This window comes from Mucilaginibacter frigoritolerans (assembly GCF_007830615.1).
Classification (GTDB): domain Bacteria; phylum Bacteroidota; class Bacteroidia; order Sphingobacteriales; family Sphingobacteriaceae; genus Mucilaginibacter; species Mucilaginibacter frigoritolerans.
The window spans coordinates 52,085-71,920 of sequence record NZ_VLLI01000001.1; the positions used below are offsets into that span (position 1 = coordinate 52,085).

Below are 19,836 nucleotides of genomic sequence, written 5' to 3' on the forward strand. Positions count from 1 at the left end.
GACATTATATGGACAAAAGCTCAACTCAAGAAAAAAGTTCGCCAATTGTGGTGGGATTGGACATCGGTACCACCAAAATATGCGCTATTGTAGGGCGGAGGATTAAAAACGGGAAGATAGAGGTATTAGGTATCGGTAAGGCTGAGTCTGCGGGGGTAACCCGTGGTATGGTTTCAAACATTGATAAAACAGTACAGGGAATAAGCCAGGCTGTTGATGTAGCAGGTACGCAGTCGAACGTAGAGATCAGGGTAGTAAATGTGGGTATTGCGGGGCAGCACATTAAAAGTTTACAGCACCGCGGTTTAATAACCCGTAAAGATATACAGTCTGAAATTTCACGTAAGGACATCGATAAACTGGTAGAAGATATGTACAACCTGGTAATGCCACCGGGCGAGGAAATTATACATGTTTTACCACAGGAATTTACGGTTGATAATGAGCCGGGTATAAAGGATCCTATTGGTATGGCAGGAGTAAGGCTTGAAGCTAATTTCCATATAATATCCGGCCAGGTCACCGCCATTAAAAACATTGTAAAATGCGTTAATAAAGCAGCGCTGGAAAGTCAGGAACTTATCCTGGAGCCATTAGCATCATCAGAATCTGTTTTGAGCGATGAAGAAAAAGAAGCAGGTGTGGTTTTGGTTGATATAGGCGGTGGTACAACAGATGTGGCTATATTTCATGAAGGCATTATCCGTCATACCGCGGTTATTCCTTTTGGCGGTAACAGCATCACAGAGGATATCCGCGAAGGATGTTCAGTAATGCGCAATATTGCGGAGCAGCTAAAGGTAAGATTCGGCTCGGCTCTGGCTGATGAAAACAAGGAAAATGAAATTGTTTGTGTTCCCGGTTTACGTGGTCGTGAGCCTAAAGAAATATCGGTAAAAAATCTGGCCTTTGTAATACAGGCCCGCATGGAAGAAATCATTGAGCATGTGTATTATGAAATCAAGTCATCAGGCTACGAGAAAAAACTAATTGCCGGCATTGTGATAACGGGTGGTGGCGCACAGTTAAAACATTTGGCTCAACTGGTAGAGTATGTTACTGGCTTAGATTGCCGCGTAGGTTACCCTAATGAGCACTTAGCTAAAAACGAAGTATTGCCAAAAAATATTTATGAAGAGCTGCAGAGCCCAATGTTTGCAACCGGTATTGGTTTGCTGATAAAAGGTATCCAGAAGATTGAATACAACGAGCATTTAACAGTACCGGAAGATGTAAAAATTGTAAAACCGAAATACAGCGAAGACAAGAAGTTTGGCTTGCTAAGTAAACTGGTTGAAACAGGTAAACGCTTTATAAAGGATGATATAAAAGACGAAGACTTTTTGAAATAATAACGATGCTATTGCCTGCAAAATATATCAAAACTGAAGCTTTTTTGTGGAAAAATAGTGAAGTTATTCACAATCGGGCATTCTTTCCACATATTGACAAATGTGGAAAACCCCTGTGGAAAAAATGTTATTATTACATTAGGGAATTCTGAATACTGATGAATTATATGTATCTGACCAGCATTGTTTAAATGGTCAAAATAGAATAAAAACAAACCTATGATAACTTTATTGCCCTTTAAAAGGCAATTAACTTTAATACTAAATTAAGGATTATGCAGTTTGAGATGTTAAAAGAAAAGTCCTCCATCATCAAAGTAATTGGTGTTGGCGGCGGTGGGGGCAATGCCGTAAACCACATGTATAGGCAGGGTATTACCGGTGTTGATTTTATAATCTGTAACACCGATGCGCAGGCATTGGAGCTTAGCCCTATCCCAAACAAAGTTCAACTGGGTGCAAGCCTTACCGAAGGAATGGGAGCCGGTTCAATACCCGAAGTGGGTAAAAACTCAGCCATTGAAAATATTGATGATATAAAGCAAATGCTTGGCTCTAATACCAAAATGTTATTTATAACAGCAGGTATGGGCGGTGGTACCGGAACAGGCGCCAGCCCGATAATAGCCAAAGCAGCCCGCGAATTAGATATATTAACCGTAGGCATAATTACTACTCCCTTTGCATTTGAAGGTAAACGCCGTAAAATGCAAGCCGAAGAAGGAATGGAGGAGCTGAAAAAGTATGTCGATTCTTTTTTGGTGATCTCTAATGACAGGGTGCGCCAGATATTTGGTAACCTAACCTTAGGTTCTGCGTTTGCACAGGCTGATAATATATTAACCACAGCAGCCAAGGGTATTGCAGAGATTATAACCCTGCCGGGCTATATCAACGTTGACTTTAAAGATGTGCGTACCGTGATGAAAGACAGTGGTGTTTCCATAATGGGAAGCTCTTCTGCTGATGGTGAAAACCGCGCATTAAAAGCAGTGGAAGGTGCATTGTCATCACCATTATTAAAAGATAATGAAATTGAGGGTGCAAGGTATATCCTGTTAAATATAAGCTCTGGTAGTAAGGAAGTTACCATGGACGAGGTAAGCGTTATTACCGATTATATACAGGAAGAAGCTGGTTTGGCAGCCGATTTAATATGGGGTAATTGTATTGACGAAAACCTGGGCGAAAAAATATCAGTAACCATTATTGCTACAGGATTTCAAACTAAAGATGAGCGTGAAAAAGAGCAAAGTAGCAAGAAAATTGTTTCTATGCTGATGCCTGAAAATACGCCACTGGTGAAGCCCGTAAACGAGTTTATTAACCCGGTTAAAGCGAATGCCCCGGCCGAGCCTTACATGAAACCCAAGGAAGAGCCTAAACAAACCGGATTATTCGATTTGTTTGCTGCGCCTAAGGCAGAAGAACCAACTGTTATTAAACACGATTTAATGGCTGAAGAGCCTGTTGCGAATGAATCGGAAGTAGCAGATATGCCCGAAATGACCTTTAAGCTGAGCGAGCCGGTTGTTAGTTATGACTTGCCTGTAAGGGAGCAAAAAGTACCAGAGCCGGTTAAAGAGCCAGAAATAACCGTTGGTGCTGATGATAATAAAACAGACGAATCAATAGAAGAGCAATTACGCAAATCGCGCGAGCGTATTATGAGGTTAAAAGACCTGAGCATGAAGTTGCGTAACGGAAATATTCAGGAACTGGAAAGTGTGCCGGCTTATAAACGTAAGGAAATTGCATTACAACAAACCCCGGCATCAAATGAAAGCCAGATATCAAGGTTTTCTTTATTGCCTGATGATGAAGGTAATACCGGCATCCGCAATAATAATTCCTTCCTGCACGATAATGTAGACTAATTTTTAGACTTGAGATATTAGATATGAGAATTGAGACAAACAGCCAATAAATATGTTGAATCTGTTTGTCTCAATTTATATCAGGTCATTTTTATTTAAGAAAAAATATCTCACGTCTCATATCTAACATCTCAAATCTCCATTATAGCCTATTATAAAAAGTAATAACGATTGTCTTTAATCGTTATTTGGGCTATATTTGTGTGTTTAAATTTAATAGGATACCATTTTGGATATATTTGATAAAATATCGAAAAGCATGGGTGGGCCCTTGGGGCAGCACCAAAAGTGGTCGCATGGGTATTTCTCATATCCAAAGCTTGAAGGCGAGATCGGCCCACATATGCAATTTAATGGCAAAGAGCATTTAGTTTGGAGCCTTAATAACTATTTAGGTTTGGCAAATCATCCTGAAGTTAGGGCAGCTGATGCGCAGGCAGCAGCTGATTTCGGAATGGCATATCCAATGGGAGCACGCATGATGTCAGGGAATTCCAGGCATCACGAGGAGCTAGAAACAGACCTTGCTGCTTTTGTAGGCAAGGAAGATGCTTTTTTGCTAAACTACGGTTATCAGGGTATGGTGTCAATTATTGATACGTTGGTTGATCGTAATGATGTAATTGTATACGATGCTGAATCGCATGCTTGTATCATTGATGGCTTGCGTATGCATATGGGTAAGCGTTTTGTTTATCAGCATAATGATATTGAAAGCTGTGAGAAACAATTGGAGCGTGCTACCAAATTAACAGAACAAAGCGGAGGCGGTATCTTATTGATCACTGAAGGTGTTTTCGGCATGTCGGGAGCACAAGGTAAACTGAAAGAAATTATCGACCTTAAAAAGAAATTCAATTTTCGTATTTTGGTTGATGATGCGCATGGTTTTGGTACCATGGGCGAAACCGGAGCTGGAACGCATGAAGCACAGGGTTGTATTGAAGGCACGGATGTATACTTCGCAACCTTTGCCAAATCAATGGCTGGTATAGGTGCATTTGTGGCTGCCAATAAAGAAATTGTTGATTACCTGCGCTATAACATGCGCTCACAAATATTTGCCAAAGCATTACCAATGCCAATGGTGTTAGGTTTAAAGAAACGTTTCGAGTTGCTTAAATCAAAACCTGAATTACGTGCTAAACTTTGGGAAATCTCCAACACACTTCAAAAAGGTTTAAAAGAACGCGGCTTTAACTTGGGTGTTACCAATACTATGGTTACCCCAGTATTTCTAGAGGGTGACTTATCTGAAGCTACTGCACTAACCCGCGATTTTCGGGAAAACTATGGTATATTTTGCTCCATAGTAATTTATCCTGTTATTCCTAAAGGGTTGATATTGTTGCGTTTAATACCTACTGCTGCACATAGCTTGGAAGACGTACAACGTACCCTTGATGCTTACAGCGAAATGGCTGAGAAGCTAAAGGCCGGATACTACAAAGAAAACAAACTGGTGATTGCTTAACTGGCGATCTGTATACATCCAGTTTTTAAATATTAATGCAGAAGCCTTTCGGTAATCCGGAAGGCTTTTTTATTTTTACGCCCTACCAATTTACCATATATGCTTTCACGACGTGATTTTATAAAAATTAATGGTGTAACAACCGCTGGTTTGGGTTTAGGTTTAAGGCCAGCCTGGTTTACAGGAATGGCCTTTGAAAGTAACCGGCCACCTTTAGCCAATCGCAAATTTACCAGTAAAGCTGTTGAGGCTGCCATTCAACGCATTAAGGCTGCCATTAAAGATCCTGAGCTAGCCTGGTTATTTGAAAACTGTTACCCAAATACTTTGGATACTACAGTTAATTATTCGGTTAAAAATGGCCAACCAGATACGTTTGTAATTACCGGGGATATTAACGCCATGTGGATGCGCGATTCATCGGCACAAGTTTGGCCCTATCTGCCTTTTATAAAGGATGATGCAGCACTTAAAGATTTGATACGGGGAGTAATTAACCGCCAAAGCAAATGTATTTTAATTGACCCTTATGCCAATGCCTTTAATGAGGGCCCTACAGGCAGCGAGTGGGATAGCGACCGTACAGATATGAAACCTGAACTGCACGAACGTAAATGGGAAATTGATTCACTTTGTTACCCGGTAAGACTGGCTTACAACTATTGGAAAATAAGTGGCGACAGTAGTTTTTTTGATGAGAACTGGCAAAAGGCAGGTAAAGTAATAGTTGCCACATTTAAAGAACAGCAACGCAAAAATGGACAAGGTCCTTATCATTTTCAACGCAGAACTGAGGTAGCAAGTGATACGGCGCCTAATAAAGGTTATGGCAATCCTATTAAGCCGGTTGGCTTAATTTGTTCTATTTTCAGACCTTCGGATGATGCTACTATTTATCCCTTTTTAATTCCTTCCAATTATTTTGCGGTTACCAGCCTTAAACAAATGGCTGAAATGTATCGCACTATTGGTAAAGATACCGATACCGCTACTGAATGTGAGGCTTTAGCAACTGAAGTTGAAACAGCACTTCAAAAATACGCTACTGCACAGCACCCCGTTTATGGTAAAGTATTGGCTTATGAGGTTGATGGATATGGTAACCAGTTGTTTATGGATGATGCCAATGTGCCAAGCTTACTGGCTATGCCTTATTTAGGGACATTATCTGAGCACGATCAGATTTATCAAAATACAAGGAAGATGGTTTTGAGTTTAGATAATCCTTACTTTTTTAAAGGTAAAGCTGCTGAAGGAATTGGTGGCCCGCATGTTGGGATGAATTATATATGGCCTATGAGTATTATTATGCGTGCATTAACATCAACTGATAAAGCTGAGATTGTGAAATGTATCGGATGGCTTAAAAATACACACGCAAATACAGGTTTTATGCACGAATCTTTTAATAAAGACGATGCTTCCGACTTTACACGCAAATGGTTTGCGTGGGCTAATACCTTATTTGGCGAATTAATAATTAAAATTCATAAGTATTATCCTGAAATATTGTAAAAAAAAACGCCCTATATAATTTTGTCTATTGATAACCTTAAATAATACAATTAATTAAGTATTAATGTTTTTTTGCGAATTAGTTTCGTTTTTTTTAATTATAGATTTATTTATGTGTAAATAGCTCAAGTATTTGTTTTTTTGTATTAATATTAATATTAAATATATTATTGTTTATGTTTATTTAATATGTATATCATAGGCATAATGGGTCTAAAATGTGGAAAAAAACCCTTTTTAAGGCATTATTTTTTATGCATCAAAAGTTTTTATTTTAGAAAAAACAGTTTAGATTAGCTCTATAAAACAATAAACCTCAATTTTAAAAGGAGTAACTGAAATGAAAAAATTTACTGAAGTAAAAGAACTAGTAGCTTCTTTGGAAGCAGATGCTGACAAGTTTTACAACAAAGGTAACAGCGCTGCTGGTACCCGTGTTCGTAAAGGAATGCAAGATCTTAAAAATTTAGCTCAGGCAATTCGTTTGGAAGTGCAAGACGCTAAAAACAAAGAGTAATCATAAGGAAAAGAAAATCTTTACTTTATTACAAGAAAAAGCCCTTCGCAGTATTTTGCTGAAGGGCTTTTTTAGTATGCCGGATTTGTGTGTCTTATTAAGATAGCTTATCCGTTTCCTGTATGATGCGTTGCGCTATTCCGCTGCTTACCTGAACTAATGCTAAGCGAACAGTATCTCCGCATATATTTAAATGCTTTAAGGCTGTTTTTACACCAGCCGGACTGCCTTCCACAAACATTAACCGGGTAAAATCAATTAATGCGGAGTGTGGTTTTTGAGCGGCTTTGAAATCGCCTGCAAGGCAAAGTCTTACCAGGTCTGATGTTTGGCGTGGTAAAGCATTTCCAACTACCGAAATTACACCTACTGCGCCTAAAGCCATCATGGGCAAGGTTACAGGGTCATCGCCTGATATCATTAAAAAACCCTCAGGCTTATCGCGCATAATCTGGTTGATCTGGTCAAAATTGCCTGATGCTTCTTTTATACCGATGATATTTTTAAAATCATTAGCCAGTCTGGTAACGGTATCAGCGTTTACATTGCTGCCTGTACGACTGGGTACATTATATAAAATTACAGGCAGGGGAGTGGCCTCTGCGATAGCTTTATAATGCTGATAAATACCTTCCTGCGTTGGTTTGGTATAGTTAGGACTTGCCGATAGTATGGCATCATAACCTGTAATATCAAATTGTTTTATGGTTTCAACCACTTCTGCAGTATTATTACCTCCAATACCCGCAATCAGTGCCACACGACCTTTAACTATTTTAGATGTGAACGCAAAAACCTGCTTTCGTTCTTCACTGCTTAAGGTGGCACTTTCACCTGTTGTACCCAATGATACAAGGTATTCAACGCCACCTGCAATTAAGTGATTGATCAGTTTTTCTAATCCTTCGTAGTCAATCTTTCCGTCAGCTTGAAAAGGGGTAACCATTGCTATCCCAGTTCCATAAAATTTATTCATCTTTATTATAAAAAGATGCTAATATAGTAATAGTTCATAGATCATGGTTCATAGCAGTACAGTAATTTGTCTGTTTGTAATATTGATTAATCTTAATTTCGTCTATGAACTATGAACAATCAACTAATCAAAAACTCACCCCAAGCCTGATGGCCGACTTTATATTACTGTTGCCGTTAAAGGAAGTGCCATACATTATTCTGAAATTTAAGTATTGCAGTCCGAAACCTAACTCGGTATAATTTTTTATGGTAGGAGTGCTCAGGTAATTTACATCAACAATTTCCTGTAGTTTCAGCTTTCGTATCAAGGGGATCTTATTCAATATAAAGCCCGAAAAATTATGCTCCAGGTGCCCTTCAATATATTGTGTGTAAGTACTGAAGTTGTAATAATTCAACAGTAAAAAACTATCAATTCCGCTTTTGTAAAATAATACCTCGTTGCCTGCAAATTGTTTATAATCAGGATAAAAAATACTGCTGTTATTCAAGAATTTGCCTGCCGCAATATAAAAGGATGTGCTTCCAAATACGCCCATGCTGATATCTGATTTAGATATATCGGCTGATATCTGATCGTAATTTACGTCAGACCCTAAAAAGTTGCTGATCCCTTTATCGTAATTAAAACCTACTGTTGGGTATGGCGATGGTAAATACCTTTTCCCGTTGGGATAAGTCTCGTATTTATCGCTGAAATCATAAGTGGTACGGAAGGTGATCTTGAACGATTGGTTTTCCTGGAATAAGGGGGCATCCTGATTAGGCAGCAGCGGGTTATTAGAAGTATAACTCCGGTTCGCCGGGTCAAAAAAACTATAGGCTGATGAATTTGGGAGCCACTTTCTATCTGCCCATTCTGCACCTGCTGTGGCAATCCAGCCACCAGTAATACGTTTGTTTACTGATGCTGATAGGAATTGTTTTTGATATAGTTTTTCATAGTTCTGCTTTTCAAACAAACTATAAAGTGTGTTGATAAACGGAGAAACCGGGTTGGTATTATTCAGATCAACGATGTCTGATCCGCCATTAAATCCAAGTGTAAATGAACCAACAGGTATACTGGTATTCACCACGCCCTTAAATTTATGATCCGAAAATCCATAACCTAACTTGGCGCCAATAGTGAGGTAACGGTTATTTACGGTATCAACCCGTTTGCGGTACGAAGCCCCGTAATTGAGGCTAAACCCTTCAACCGTGTTGAATTTTATGGAGGTTAAAAGTGGGTTGAGGTTATAATATTCATGATCATACCTGTTTGTATGCTGATAACCACCTAACAGAAACTTATTATTTACCTTATCAAGCGAATCAAGATATGGTTTTGATTCACGTTTTTGGGCTAGTATAGCTTTCTTTTGGTAGTCTGTTTTTTCTTCTTCGGTTAATGGGATGGGTCTTTCTTGTTCCCAAAAAGCAGAATCTTTTTTATTAACGCCTTTAGTGATGCGCAATACTTCCGTAAATTCATTTTTAGTAAAAACCGGGTTAAGGTCATAATCTTTATAGATAGAAATAAAATATCCGCCAATTTTAAATCCAAATAATCCCCCGGTAAATTCAAACTTTACTGATGATGGCATCCACACTTTTTGACTAACCGGGAAAAATTGTTCATTTACCCTAAGGGTGTCTACAAAGTTGATGTTCTGTTTTTTGGTGATGAAAAGATCGAACCCGTAAATGCGCCAGCTATCTTCCAGAATGTAAATATAGCCCTGGAAACAAGCATCATAGCTTCGTTTAGGGATGACTTTTATTTTGTCGATGGTTTCACCATTTTCAACCGAAAAACCAATGTATTTGTAGTTGTAATAAAACAAGGCGTTATCAGCAATAGGTGATATTACGGGCCTGTTGCTCAGGCCACCCCAGTTTTGGAAATTCTCATAAAAATCAACTTTTACATCCGAAGCCCTGTTGTAACTGAATGCCCGGTTATTACCGGATACTTTAGATGAAATGAGTTCTTCATGCACATTATTAGGCCGTTTAAAACTATATTTTGATTCAGATTCTGATAAATATATTATCCCTTTCCTGTTGGAGTCCAATCCGTTTTCGCGTGCTGCTTTCTGAACATCAAAACCCATGAATTTTTTAGGAGCAGCTAGTAGTTTTTGTAATCCCTTAATGTATACCTCGCAGGTGTAGGCATCAACCTCGTTTAAATGAGCTTTTCGTTTTTTAATAGCCTTGCGGATAATGGCATAAGCCGGATCTTCGCCGCCACCTTTTACAACAACATCATTTAACTGATAGGACTCTGCCTTCAGTGTAACATTAACCGATTGATTGGCATTGATGTTCAACTTTCTGCTTTGCTGCCCATAGCCAACTGCTTTATATTGAACTTCGTATGTGCCTGGTTTTATCTGCAAAGTATATTCACCATCACTGTTTGCTGATGTGCCTTTGGTTGTGTTTTTAATATAAACACTGGCAAACGGAATAGCTTTGTTTTGATCATCAGTTATCTTTCCGCTGAGAATAACTTGTTGCGAAAATGCGCCAATACTGATAAAGAGTAATAGTATAAAAGGTAAAGTAAATTTCATTTAGCAGGTGTTTATGCTAAGATGAATTTTATTTGTTGAAAGTTACAGCAGCTTTACGTTAATTATTGTTAAAGTGCGCAATACAATTAACCATCAGATACTTTTGGTGCTTCCTCAGTAAATTAAGTACCTATCATTGTTAGCAATTCTTCGTCACTAATAATCGGAATACTTAGTTTCTGGGCTTTTTCCAGTTTGGCAGGACCCATATTATCGCCAGCTACCAGGTAATTCAATTTGGCCGAAATGCTGCTTACTATTTTACCTCCGTTTTGCTCAATAATGTCCTTTAGTTCGTCCCTCGAGTATTTTTCAAATACGCCTGATATAATAAAGGTTTTACCACTAAGACTTTCACTGGCAAGAGTTACTTCTTTTTCCTCCATCTCAAACTGCAGCCCCTGTGCTTTTAGCTTTTCAATTTCAGCTTTATGTTGCTCATCGGCAAAGTATGTGGTTATACTGTAGGCTATACGTTCGCCTATTTCTTCTGCGGTAACCAACTCTTCCAGGCTGGCATCAGCTAGGTTATCAATGTTTTTAAAATGTACTGCCAACTTTTTAGCTACTGTTGCGCCTACATACCGGATGCCCAAACCAAACAATACCTTATCAAAAGGCATTTGCTTTGATTTTTCGATGCCATCCAGCATGTTATTGATGGATTTTTCGCCAAAACGGCCTAATTTCTTTAACTCATCACCATGTAAGTGCAAATCATAAATATCACTGATGCGATGGATAAACTCTTTTTGATATAGCGTTTCTATCGTTTCATCGCCCAAGCCATCAATATTCATGGCTTTACGGTTAATAAAATGCTGCATTTTGCCCACAATTTGCGGCGGGCAGCCATCTTCATTAGGGCAATAAAAGGCAGCTTCGCCTTCTTTACGCTCTAAGGTGGTTCCGCAGGCTGGGCAGGTGGTACGGTAAAATATAGGTTGGGCTCCGGGCTTGCGCTTGGCTAAGTTAACGCTGATTATTTTAGGAATAATTTCACCGCCTTTTTCAACATATACCCAGTCTCCTTCATGTAACTTAAGGCGTTTTTCTATTTCATCTGCATTGTGCAGGGTGGCCCTTTTTACGGTAGTACCGGCCAATTGCACTGGTTGTAAATTGGCCACAGGAGTTACAGCTCCTGTACGGCCCACCTGATAGCTTACGTTAAGTAATTCGGTTTCGGCCTGCTCGGCTTTATATTTATAAGCAATGGCCCACCTTGGTGATTTGGCTGTAAAACCCAACTCTTGTTGCTGAGCATAGCTGTTTACTTTTATAACTATACCATCAATATCATAGCTCAGATCAAAGCGTTTTTTATCCCATTGCTTAATAAATTCAAAGACCCCGTTAATATCATTACAAAGGCGGCTATGCTCATTGATATGAAAGCCCCATTCTTTTACGGCCTGCAGGCTTTCCCAATGTGTTTTAAATAAAAGCTTATCGGTATAAAGAAAATAAAGGAAGCAATCCAACGGACGCTTGGCAACTTCGCCCGAATCCTGCATTTTAATGGTGCCTGAGGCAAAATTACGCGGATTGGCATAAGGTGGCTCCCCATTTTCAATACGTTCAGCATTAAGGCGCTCAAAGGCCTTAAGGTGCATGAATACTTCACCGCGTATTTCAAAATGATCAGGATAGTTACCCGCTTGTAAACGTTTGGGTATGGTGTTGATGGTGCGCACATTGGTGGTTACGTCGTCGCCCTGAATACCATCGCCACGGGTTACAGCCCGCACCAGTTTGCCACCTTCATAAGTTAAGCTCATGGAAAGTCCGTCAAACTTAAGCTCGCACACATATTCAAAATTATCGCCAATGGCCTTGCGGATGCGTTGGTCAAAATCAAGCAGTTCCTGCTCATTATAGGTATTGCCTAATGAAAGCATGGGCCATTTATGCCTTACGGTAACAAACTCTTTGGTAATAAAGCCGCCTACTTTTTGTGTCGGCGAATCAGGATCAGCAAATTCAGGGAACTGCTTTTCAAGGGCAATTAACTCTTCCAGTTTTTTATCAAAATCAAAATCGGCTATAGTAGGCATAGCCAGTACATAATAGTTGTAATTATGCTGTTTTAATTCTGATGAAAGGGATTCAATCCGGTTTTTTGCTTCGGCAGGTGACATACAGCGAAGATAAGGATTTTATAAAATACTATAATAACCCTGGGATAGTTTGGTAATAATTGATATGATGAATTAAATATGGGCTGAATTGTTTGTGAATGTAATTGATTGATTTTTAGTGTGATGTAAGGAAATTGTAAGTTGCATTAAACCCGCCTGCCTTTTTTTTATCTTAATAACAAAACAAACACTAATACAATTATGAAAAAGTTAAGCAGAATTTTAATGTTGTTATCAATTTGCTCAGTATTTGCATTAAAAAGCAAAGCTCAGGAAATTGTAGTTAGAGCGCGTTTGGGTCGTCCGGCTGGGGTTGTTGTAGCAAGGCCTTACAGGCCATCACCAAACCATGTTTGGGTTGCAGAAGAGTGGACACCGGGTAGAGGCAGCTATGTTTATCATGCCGGTTATTGGGCATTGCCTCCTCATCCTCGTGCTATATGGATTGCAGGCCACTGGAGAGGTCGTCGTGGTGGTTATGTATGGATACCGGGACATTGGAGATAATTATAAAAAGAGAAAAGCCTCCGGTAGTTTTACTGGTGGCTTTTTGTTTACTTATCAGTAGTAATAATATCCGTATTAAAGGTCATCGGTATGGTCATTCCCCCTGGTAGCTGAGGGTTATCTTGTATCTCAATACTTCCTTTCATTATCTGCTTTAATTTTACTTCGCTAATCCAACCGGTATTCCTGTTTACTTTTATATCGGTTAGTAATGAGCCATTCAGATCATATTTCATTGGCATCCCGTTTATCTCTCCCGGTTTTGCGTTTTTATCCGTCGCTAATGTTCCATCCCCATGAATCAGATAAAAATCAGGTGTAATATCAGTTAGCTGATAAACCGTTTGCACGTCAGCTTTTGTTGGTGCTTCCATGTTGGTGTGAATGGTCCATTTCTCATCTTTACTTACAGCCCCCGACGGAAAAATGGCTGTCCCCATTTCCAGGCTTCCCCTGAAGGCATCGGCACCGAAAGATTGCATAAACTGTTTTTTAAGCTGCTCTTTTTTTGTTTGGTCAATTTTGGGAAATTCATCAAATACCGAGTTTATTATTTTTTCAATGTTATCAACAGATTGTACTTTACCTCTTTTGGTAAGGGTAATGTTAAATGGTTTGTTCATCATTGCTGCCATAAAAGATGACGGGATATCCAATGAGTCGGGTTTCAGGGAATTCAATTCGATAGACTTTCCACCGGTTTGTATTTTCATATCAATAGACTGATAGCTTACTTCCATATTGTAAACAGTATCTTTTATATCAATTACTTTAAAAGCCATTTTGAATGTAAAAGTCAGGTTTAACGTATTTTCTTCGCTGTTTAAAGTTTGTACTATAGCAGAATTAGCACTGCTTATCATATAATAGGTATTGCCTTTTTTTAAATTAAGTGCAGGCTTTACTTTTTGGGCAATTGAGGTACTAATGGTAATAAATAATAAAAACAGGATATAAGAGTATTTCATTGGGGAAATGTTAATCGCTTTAAAGATATGTAAAGTATAAGATTTAACGAATCATCAAATTTAAAGGCTGATGAATAATGCTGTTATTTAATTTAGGATTAAGAAGGGAGGCCTGAAATGCCAGGGTATTAGTTGATTGGAGTGATGTTTTCGAGGCGTTATAAAATGAGAATAGCCAGGCTCTCAACCCCGGCTACTACTCAAATTAGCATTATCATTAATTTTTCACTCACCTGCTTTTACGTAATTTTTTGTGATAGGTTACATTCCAAAAAAAATGCTCTTGCGTAAAACACAAGAGCAATACTTTTTCATAAATGAAAAGGTAATATCAGACGTTTTCTTATTTAAGAAAGTCTTTTACGCTTAATCATAGAAATACTTGTCTTAATGATAAAGAATACAGGGATTGCCTGAATTAAGATACCAACGATAGCTAATAAACTCATGATAATACTAATTTGAGAGTGAAATAATAACATGGAATTTAGTACAAAAATCATACCCCGTTCTGAAAAAACAGGTCTTTATTCTCTATTCTAAATATATAGCTTTATTTAGGGTTTTAAGTGATTAAAATTGAGTGTTTTATGTGTAAATATTTGCCCGAATTGCGCAAAGTTATGCCCTGTTTTGTGGACAATAAAACTGAGTTTTCTTTAACTGAATTTTAAAGGCAATACGTAAACTTAATTGCTAGTGTTATTTTCGCTATAATTAAAAGTTTCCTGTCGGTTTATGCGCTTTTTTGTCAGCTTTTTTACTGTTAACTTTTTATTATGAAGAAACCTGATAGCAAATTGCCGGCCAATTATGCCCGTATTGGGAAATTAATTGCCCGGCAATTGAATTTATAAAGCTTTTAGCTGATTTAATGACCCGTACTGCTATCCTTTTCTTTTGCTAACATGGCATCTTTAATCAATTTAACAGGGGCGCTGCCATAGCTTAAAAATTTCTCATTGAAATCCTTCAATTTATATTTATCGCCCATCTTTTTCTTATACTCTTCGCGCAGATTTGTTATTTCTTTATAGCCTGTAAAATAGCTGTCCAATTGTACGCTGGTAACACTTACCCGCTTCCATTTACCCTCAGCTTCTGCCTGTTGCTGAAAAGCTTCGTGGGTAAGTAACTTTAAAGCATCTTGTTTTTGCATATTTTGAGTATGAACGCCATAATCCAGAATAGTATTACAAACAGAACGTAAATGCCATTTATACCACATCAGTCTTATTTCCGGGCTATCGCTATCATAGCCATTATCCAGCATCATTTCTTCGCTATAAACTGCCCATCCTTCAATCATGGCACCATTTCCAAAAATGGACTTAATTAAGCTTGGTGCTTTATTAGCATAAATTAATTGAACATAGTGACCCGGGATAGCTTCATGAATACAAAGTATCTGCAACGTGTATTGGTTGTATTCGCGCAAATAGCTTTCGGCTTTTTCTGCAGGCCACCCGGCAAGGCTGCCCACATTAAAGTAAGAGTTGCCATCCTTGTCATATGGGCCAGGCGAGCTCATTGATGCTCCGGCTACACCAGCCATATATCCAGGTTCTTTACGTACAACCAATGGTTTGGTTGGATCCATAGTCAACAGATCTTTATTGGTTACAAAAGAAGTTAATTTAGGAATCAGATTCTGTATGGCTGATTGAAACTCGTCAGGAGCTACGTGTTTGGACGAAAGGGTATCAATTACCTGTGCAATTAAATCTAACGAATCAGCAGGCATTGGCTTTGTTCCAAAATATTTTGGCCAAAGCTTTTTACTGATTTGTGCCATAGCATGATGGACATATTTTTTACGTTCAACAGCAGCATTATAAATTTGCTGCGCTGTTTGTGCCGACTGGATATTAAATTTGAATTTGTCTTCATACAGTTCTTTACCCAGCCTGAAACTTCTTGGATGATCATTCTTTAATGCCTTTAACCATTCGGCATAGCCCTTTATAGCCTCGGCAGACAATCGTGCCCTTTCCAGCATTTGTTTTTGTTCAGCTTGTGGGATATTGGTCTTTTTTAATGAATCGGCAAAGTCTTTTTCTATTACACTAACTCCACCCAAATGCTGTTCAATGGCCAGGTTGGTTAATTCAACAACCGGATTTTTAACCTGCTTCTCTGCTTCTTTGTAATAAGCCGGAATATTGGCCATTTTTTGATAGAAATTACGCAGGCGCTTTGCCAATGGTTCGTAATGTTCATTAAGTATATACGCAAATGTGCCAATTACATTGTATTGAGATGGATCCCATTCATAGGCTTTTAACGATTGGTTGGTCCATTCGATTGATTCCATTTGATTTTGCATCAGGTGGTAATCAATTTTATTTGCTTCGCTCAATATGGTAGGGTCAAACCTGCTTAATGAGTCGAGTTGTACCTTTGCATAAGTAACTATTTTATCCCTTTGCTTATCATCAGGTACAAAAAGTAAACTATCATATTTATGATACCCAACAGATGTAGCCCAGTCGGGATTTAGTTTCCACAAACCATCCAGAAATGAGTTTTCATAGTTAGTAAATGCAGCATCGTCCTTGGCGCCATTGGGGCCTACTGAGCCATCCTTTTTGCATCCGATAAATGCAGTTGTAACTAAAAGTGCTGTGTATAATAGTTTTTTGATCACGGGGCTAATTGTTTAACTATGGAGGTATAAACTTAAAACATTTACCTGAAATAAATTAACAGAATGTTGATACATTATTATAACTGTTACAATTAAGATTTAGTTTAAGGCGATAAGATCGCTGTTTCAAAAGCGTTTCAGAGGTGTTCGCTCCTGAAACGAACGCAACAACACAAATATCCAACACGTCATCGCGAGGTACGAAGCGATCTCTACGGAGGACAATCGACAGCACTTTATTACGTCATTGAACAAAATCTATCTTCCCTGATCTGCATTAGCTTATAGATTGCTTTCCCGAAACAAGTTCGACACAGGCTGTTCCTCGCAAAGGCGCGCGGAGGAATTACTGTTTCAAAAGTGTTTCACAGGTGTTCGTTTCAGGAGCGAACAGTAGTGAAACAGTTTTGAAACACTTTCTCTCTTACAGAGATGACGCTAGGGAAGTGGCTTGTGTTTGTTTTTGTAGCGGCGCATAATTTGTGACAAATGGCAGAAAAATTATTCAACCATTTTGATTGATATTTGTTGATACATAAAACTTCACCTGATGAATTATCAGCATAAATTAATTACCAAAGAACTAACCAAATTGTTATTGGGCGGCAGTGCCCATGTTTCTTTAAAAGATGCGCTGGACAACCTTAAGCCTGAATTAAGGGGTATTAGACCTGAAAATATGCCTTATAGCATATGGCAATTAGTTGAACATATCAGAATAGCCCAATGGGATATGCTTCAGTTTAGCAAAGATGCAGAGCATAAATCGCCCAAATGGCCCGATGAGTACTGGCCAAAAGAAAATGCTCCTGAAGATGATGATGCCTGGAAAGGTTCATTAAAACAAATAAACAGCGATCTTGATGAATTTATTGAATTGCTGGAGCACAGTGATATATGCCAGGAAATACCGCACGGTGAGGGGCAAACTATTTTAAGGGAAGCGCTTCAACTAGCGGATCACAATGGATACCATATTGCAGAAATTGTTGCGCTAAGAAGAATGCTTAAAGATTGGAAATGAAACCCGTTACAGGTTTCATTTCAATTTAGTACTTATAAATTCAACTATGCCGTTAACCAATTCGGGCTTTAACGGCAGGTTGGGTTTATCATAAGTAGCCGTATTTTGATCGGGATCAGCAGGAGCATCTTTTAAAATATGGTTCATATTTTTTATCTGCATATAAGAAGCATCTGATTTTGCTTTTTTAAACCTGTCTCCATTGATTACCGGAACAGTTAAGTCTGTAGTTCCCTGTAAAATCAGTATCGGTACTTTAATTACTTTTAAGCTTTTAATAGGATCATAACGACAAAACGACATAACAAATGGCTGAATAGATGGCCTGGCTATATAATATAACGATGGGTCAACTTTATCGGTTGTTTTACCTTTTTTAAGGCTATCCATAATGGCTTTAAACTCATCGGCCAAAAACTTAGGCTTGTCTTTCATGGCATCGGTCATTATTTTTTCGCCTCTGTCGGCAAATCCTTCCGCTATAATAAATCCTTTTTCTGATTGATCGTAGCCAGCAAGCATCGCTACAAGTGCGCCTTCTCCGTGGCCAAATAAAACCACCTTCGAAAAACGTTGATCGTTATCTAATAAGTTTATTAAACTAACGGCGTCATCGCTATAGTCTTCAATATGCAATTGCGATTCTTTAATACTAGTTGTAGTTGCACCTACAAAACGTTTATCATAACGTACAGTGGCAATGCCTTTTTTTCCCAATTCAATTGCCAATAACTTATAAGTATTACCTGCAATACCAGTTTTTGCGTTGTTTCCATCGCGATCGGTAGGGCCTGCATCGCCAATTATTATTACCACCGGAATTTTATCTTTTACATTCTTTGGCATTACCAGTGAACCTGATATGGTGCTTGATAATGTTTTTGCCGAGATAGGCGTTTCAGTTAATGAGGCATCGATAGTTACATCCTGAGCAATAGCCTTTATACTGAAAATTATGAATGGGAGGATAAAAAAAGCAATTTTTTTCATTTAGTTATATTCAGGGGATATTATTAACGCTCCGAAATTAATAAAAAACATTTGATCGGCATTATGTTTCATTCAACCAATTGCTCAAACAGTTTGTTTAGCGTTTCCAGCGCATCAATGCAAAACCCCGGATGTACTTTTGAGGTTTGTACAATGGTGCTACGGGTTGCGGTAAGCCAACGAAATCTGGAAGCAATATCGAGCTTGCCTATTGGGCCGGCGTCTTTATCGCCAATGCAAATACGTTCAAGTGAACATACATGCTCTTTTAATTCGGTAATATCCAAATCAGCACAAAATGCCTGCAAACGCTGCTCATTTATTAAATACCTGGCTTGCAAAAATTTTTGTTTGGCACAATAAACAATCACCCCGATATTCAGAAACTCTTCGCGTTCAACCCTGGGCATTACACGAATAACGGCATATTCAAATAACTGTTTCTGCTGCATTTTTAGCTTCTTTTACAAAAATATCGGAATGTTCAATCCGGGTTAATAGAAATTTGATATAAGCCTCACGGTATTCCTGTGCATTTTGGAATGATGATTCACCGGTAAGCCACTCATCAGGCACCAAAGCCACAATGGACCTGATCACTTCTGCGCTTAAAATTGTTTTGGAAGTGGCATCAACTTCGTCCAGCTCGGTTGCCAGTGGCAATAGCACGTGGTCTTTAACCTGTACAAAAGGTCTTTTGGCCTGTTCTTCCCAATTATGCCAGCTATGATGAAAATAAAGCGCAGCACCGTGGTCAATCAACCATAATTCTTTATGCCAGGTAAGCATATTAGTATTGCGGGGCGTTCGGTCAACATTGGTAAGCAGGCAATCCAGCCATACAATTTGTGATGCCAGTTGATGATTGGGCTGATTAATAGTAGGATCAAAAGTTATGGCACCTGATAAATAATGAAGCGCCAGATTTAACCCCACGCTTGCTTTAAGCAGGTCTTGTATTTCTTCATCCGGTTCTGTGCGGCCAAAGGCTTCATCCAGGTTTGCAAAAACCAATTCCGGAACTTTTAAGCCCAGAGCCCTGGCAATTTCGCCACCAATAAGTTCGGCAATCAATGCTTTTGAACCCTGGCCGGCACCGCGAAACTTAAGTACATATAAAAAATTATCGTCAGCCTCGGCAATAGCCGGTAGTGAGCCTCCTTCACGTAAAGGCGTTACATATCGGATAACATTAACTGTGCGAAGTTGTGGCGGCCTGAAATCCATAAAATGTATTCAAACTAATTAAGTTTGTGTGCCGTAAAAGTACATCATAAAAAAA

General features: G+C 38.7%; 15 protein-coding genes. 7 read left to right on the forward strand and 8 right to left on the reverse strand.

All coding sequences use genetic code 11. From position 1 onward, the window contains the following. Window positions 1-8 precede the first annotated feature (8 nt). The 5 genes from ftsA to JN11_RS00230 all read left to right on the forward strand — a co-directional run bounded on the left by ftsA (window position 9) and on the right by JN11_RS00230 (window position 6,735). Window positions 9-1,352: a cell division protein FtsA gene (gene ftsA, locus JN11_RS00210; RefSeq protein ID WP_144908476.1), complete on the forward strand. Its 1,344-nt coding sequence runs from the start codon at window positions 9-11 to the stop codon at window positions 1,350-1,352. 275 nt (window positions 1,353-1,627) lie between these two features. After that, complete coding sequence (gene ftsZ / locus JN11_RS00215) at window positions 1,628-3,229, forward strand: cell division protein FtsZ (protein WP_144908477.1); 1,602 nt, start codon at window positions 1,628-1,630, stop codon at window positions 3,227-3,229. 229 nt (window positions 3,230-3,458) lie between these two features. Continuing rightward, complete coding sequence (locus tag JN11_RS00220; protein ID WP_144908479.1) at window positions 3,459-4,703, forward strand: aminotransferase class I/II-fold pyridoxal phosphate-dependent enzyme; 1,245 nt, start codon at window positions 3,459-3,461, stop codon at window positions 4,701-4,703. A 99-nt stretch (window positions 4,704-4,802) separates the two neighbouring features. Continuing rightward, complete coding sequence (locus JN11_RS00225) at window positions 4,803-6,218, forward strand: glycoside hydrolase family 125 protein (RefSeq protein ID WP_144908480.1); 1,416 nt, start codon at window positions 4,803-4,805, stop codon at window positions 6,216-6,218. A 340-nt stretch (window positions 6,219-6,558) separates the two neighbouring features. After that, entirely contained in the window at window positions 6,559-6,735 is a 177-nt protein-coding gene (locus tag JN11_RS00230; RefSeq protein WP_144908482.1) for a histone H1, read from the forward strand. A 97-nt stretch (window positions 6,736-6,832) separates the two neighbouring features. Here the strand turns inward: JN11_RS00230 and dapA are convergent, their stop codons facing one another. From dapA to ligA, 3 genes are all read right to left on the reverse strand, one after another. Beyond that, window positions 6,833-7,711, reverse strand: coding sequence for a 4-hydroxy-tetrahydrodipicolinate synthase (gene dapA / locus JN11_RS00235; protein WP_144908484.1), 879 nt, complete (start codon window positions 7,709-7,711; stop codon window positions 6,833-6,835). Between the two features lie 127 nt (window positions 7,712-7,838). Further along, the gene (locus JN11_RS00240) at window positions 7,839-10,277 is read right to left on the reverse strand and encodes a DUF5686 and carboxypeptidase regulatory-like domain-containing protein (RefSeq protein WP_144908486.1); all 2,439 of its coding nucleotides are present in this window, start codon (window positions 10,275-10,277) and stop codon (window positions 7,839-7,841) included. A gap of 122 nt (window positions 10,278-10,399) precedes the next feature. Continuing rightward, window positions 10,400-12,418, reverse strand: coding sequence for an NAD-dependent DNA ligase LigA (gene ligA, locus JN11_RS00245; protein ID WP_144908487.1), 2,019 nt, complete (start codon window positions 12,416-12,418; stop codon window positions 10,400-10,402). A gap of 201 nt (window positions 12,419-12,619) precedes the next feature. On the opposite strand from ligA, the gene JN11_RS00250 reads away from it, so the two are divergent. Beyond that, window positions 12,620-12,925, forward strand: coding sequence for a YXWGXW repeat-containing protein (locus JN11_RS00250; RefSeq protein ID WP_144908489.1), 306 nt, complete (start codon window positions 12,620-12,622; stop codon window positions 12,923-12,925). Window positions 12,926-12,972: 47 nt separating this feature from the next. Here the strand turns inward: JN11_RS00250 and JN11_RS00255 are convergent, their stop codons facing one another. Both JN11_RS00255 and JN11_RS00260 read right to left on the reverse strand, forming a co-directional pair. Beyond that, on the reverse strand, window positions 12,973-13,893 hold the full coding sequence (locus tag JN11_RS00255; RefSeq protein WP_144908491.1) for a DUF6263 family protein: 921 nt from the start codon (window positions 13,891-13,893) through the stop codon (window positions 12,973-12,975). 871 nt (window positions 13,894-14,764) lie between these two features. Further along, window positions 14,765-16,540, reverse strand: a complete 1,776-nt coding sequence (locus tag JN11_RS00260; protein WP_246138917.1) for a DUF885 domain-containing protein — start codon at window positions 16,538-16,540, stop codon at window positions 14,765-14,767. A 550-nt stretch (window positions 16,541-17,090) separates the two neighbouring features. On the opposite strand from JN11_RS00260, the gene JN11_RS00265 reads away from it, so the two are divergent. Further along, a complete protein-coding gene (locus JN11_RS00265) occupies window positions 17,091-17,564 on the forward strand; it encodes a DinB family protein (protein ID WP_144908493.1) in 474 nt (157 codons plus the stop codon). Window positions 17,565-17,579: 15 nt separating this feature from the next. On the opposite strand, the gene JN11_RS00270 is transcribed toward JN11_RS00265, so the two are convergent. The 3 genes from JN11_RS00270 to JN11_RS00280 all read right to left on the reverse strand — a co-directional run bounded on the left by JN11_RS00270 (window position 17,580) and on the right by JN11_RS00280 (window position 19,781). Beyond that, window positions 17,580-18,554: an alpha/beta hydrolase gene (locus JN11_RS00270; protein WP_144908495.1), complete on the reverse strand. Its 975-nt coding sequence runs from the start codon at window positions 18,552-18,554 to the stop codon at window positions 17,580-17,582. A gap of 68 nt (window positions 18,555-18,622) precedes the next feature. Beyond that, window positions 18,623-19,006 (reverse strand): DUF3037 domain-containing protein, encoded by a 384-nt coding sequence (locus JN11_RS00275; RefSeq protein WP_144908497.1) that lies wholly within the window; start codon window positions 19,004-19,006, stop codon window positions 18,623-18,625. Further along, complete coding sequence (locus JN11_RS00280; RefSeq protein ID WP_144908499.1) at window positions 18,984-19,781, reverse strand: HipA family kinase; 798 nt, start codon at window positions 19,779-19,781, stop codon at window positions 18,984-18,986. The genes JN11_RS00275 and JN11_RS00280 overlap by 23 nt, the downstream gene beginning before the upstream one ends. Between the last annotated feature and the right edge of the window lie 55 nt (window positions 19,782-19,836).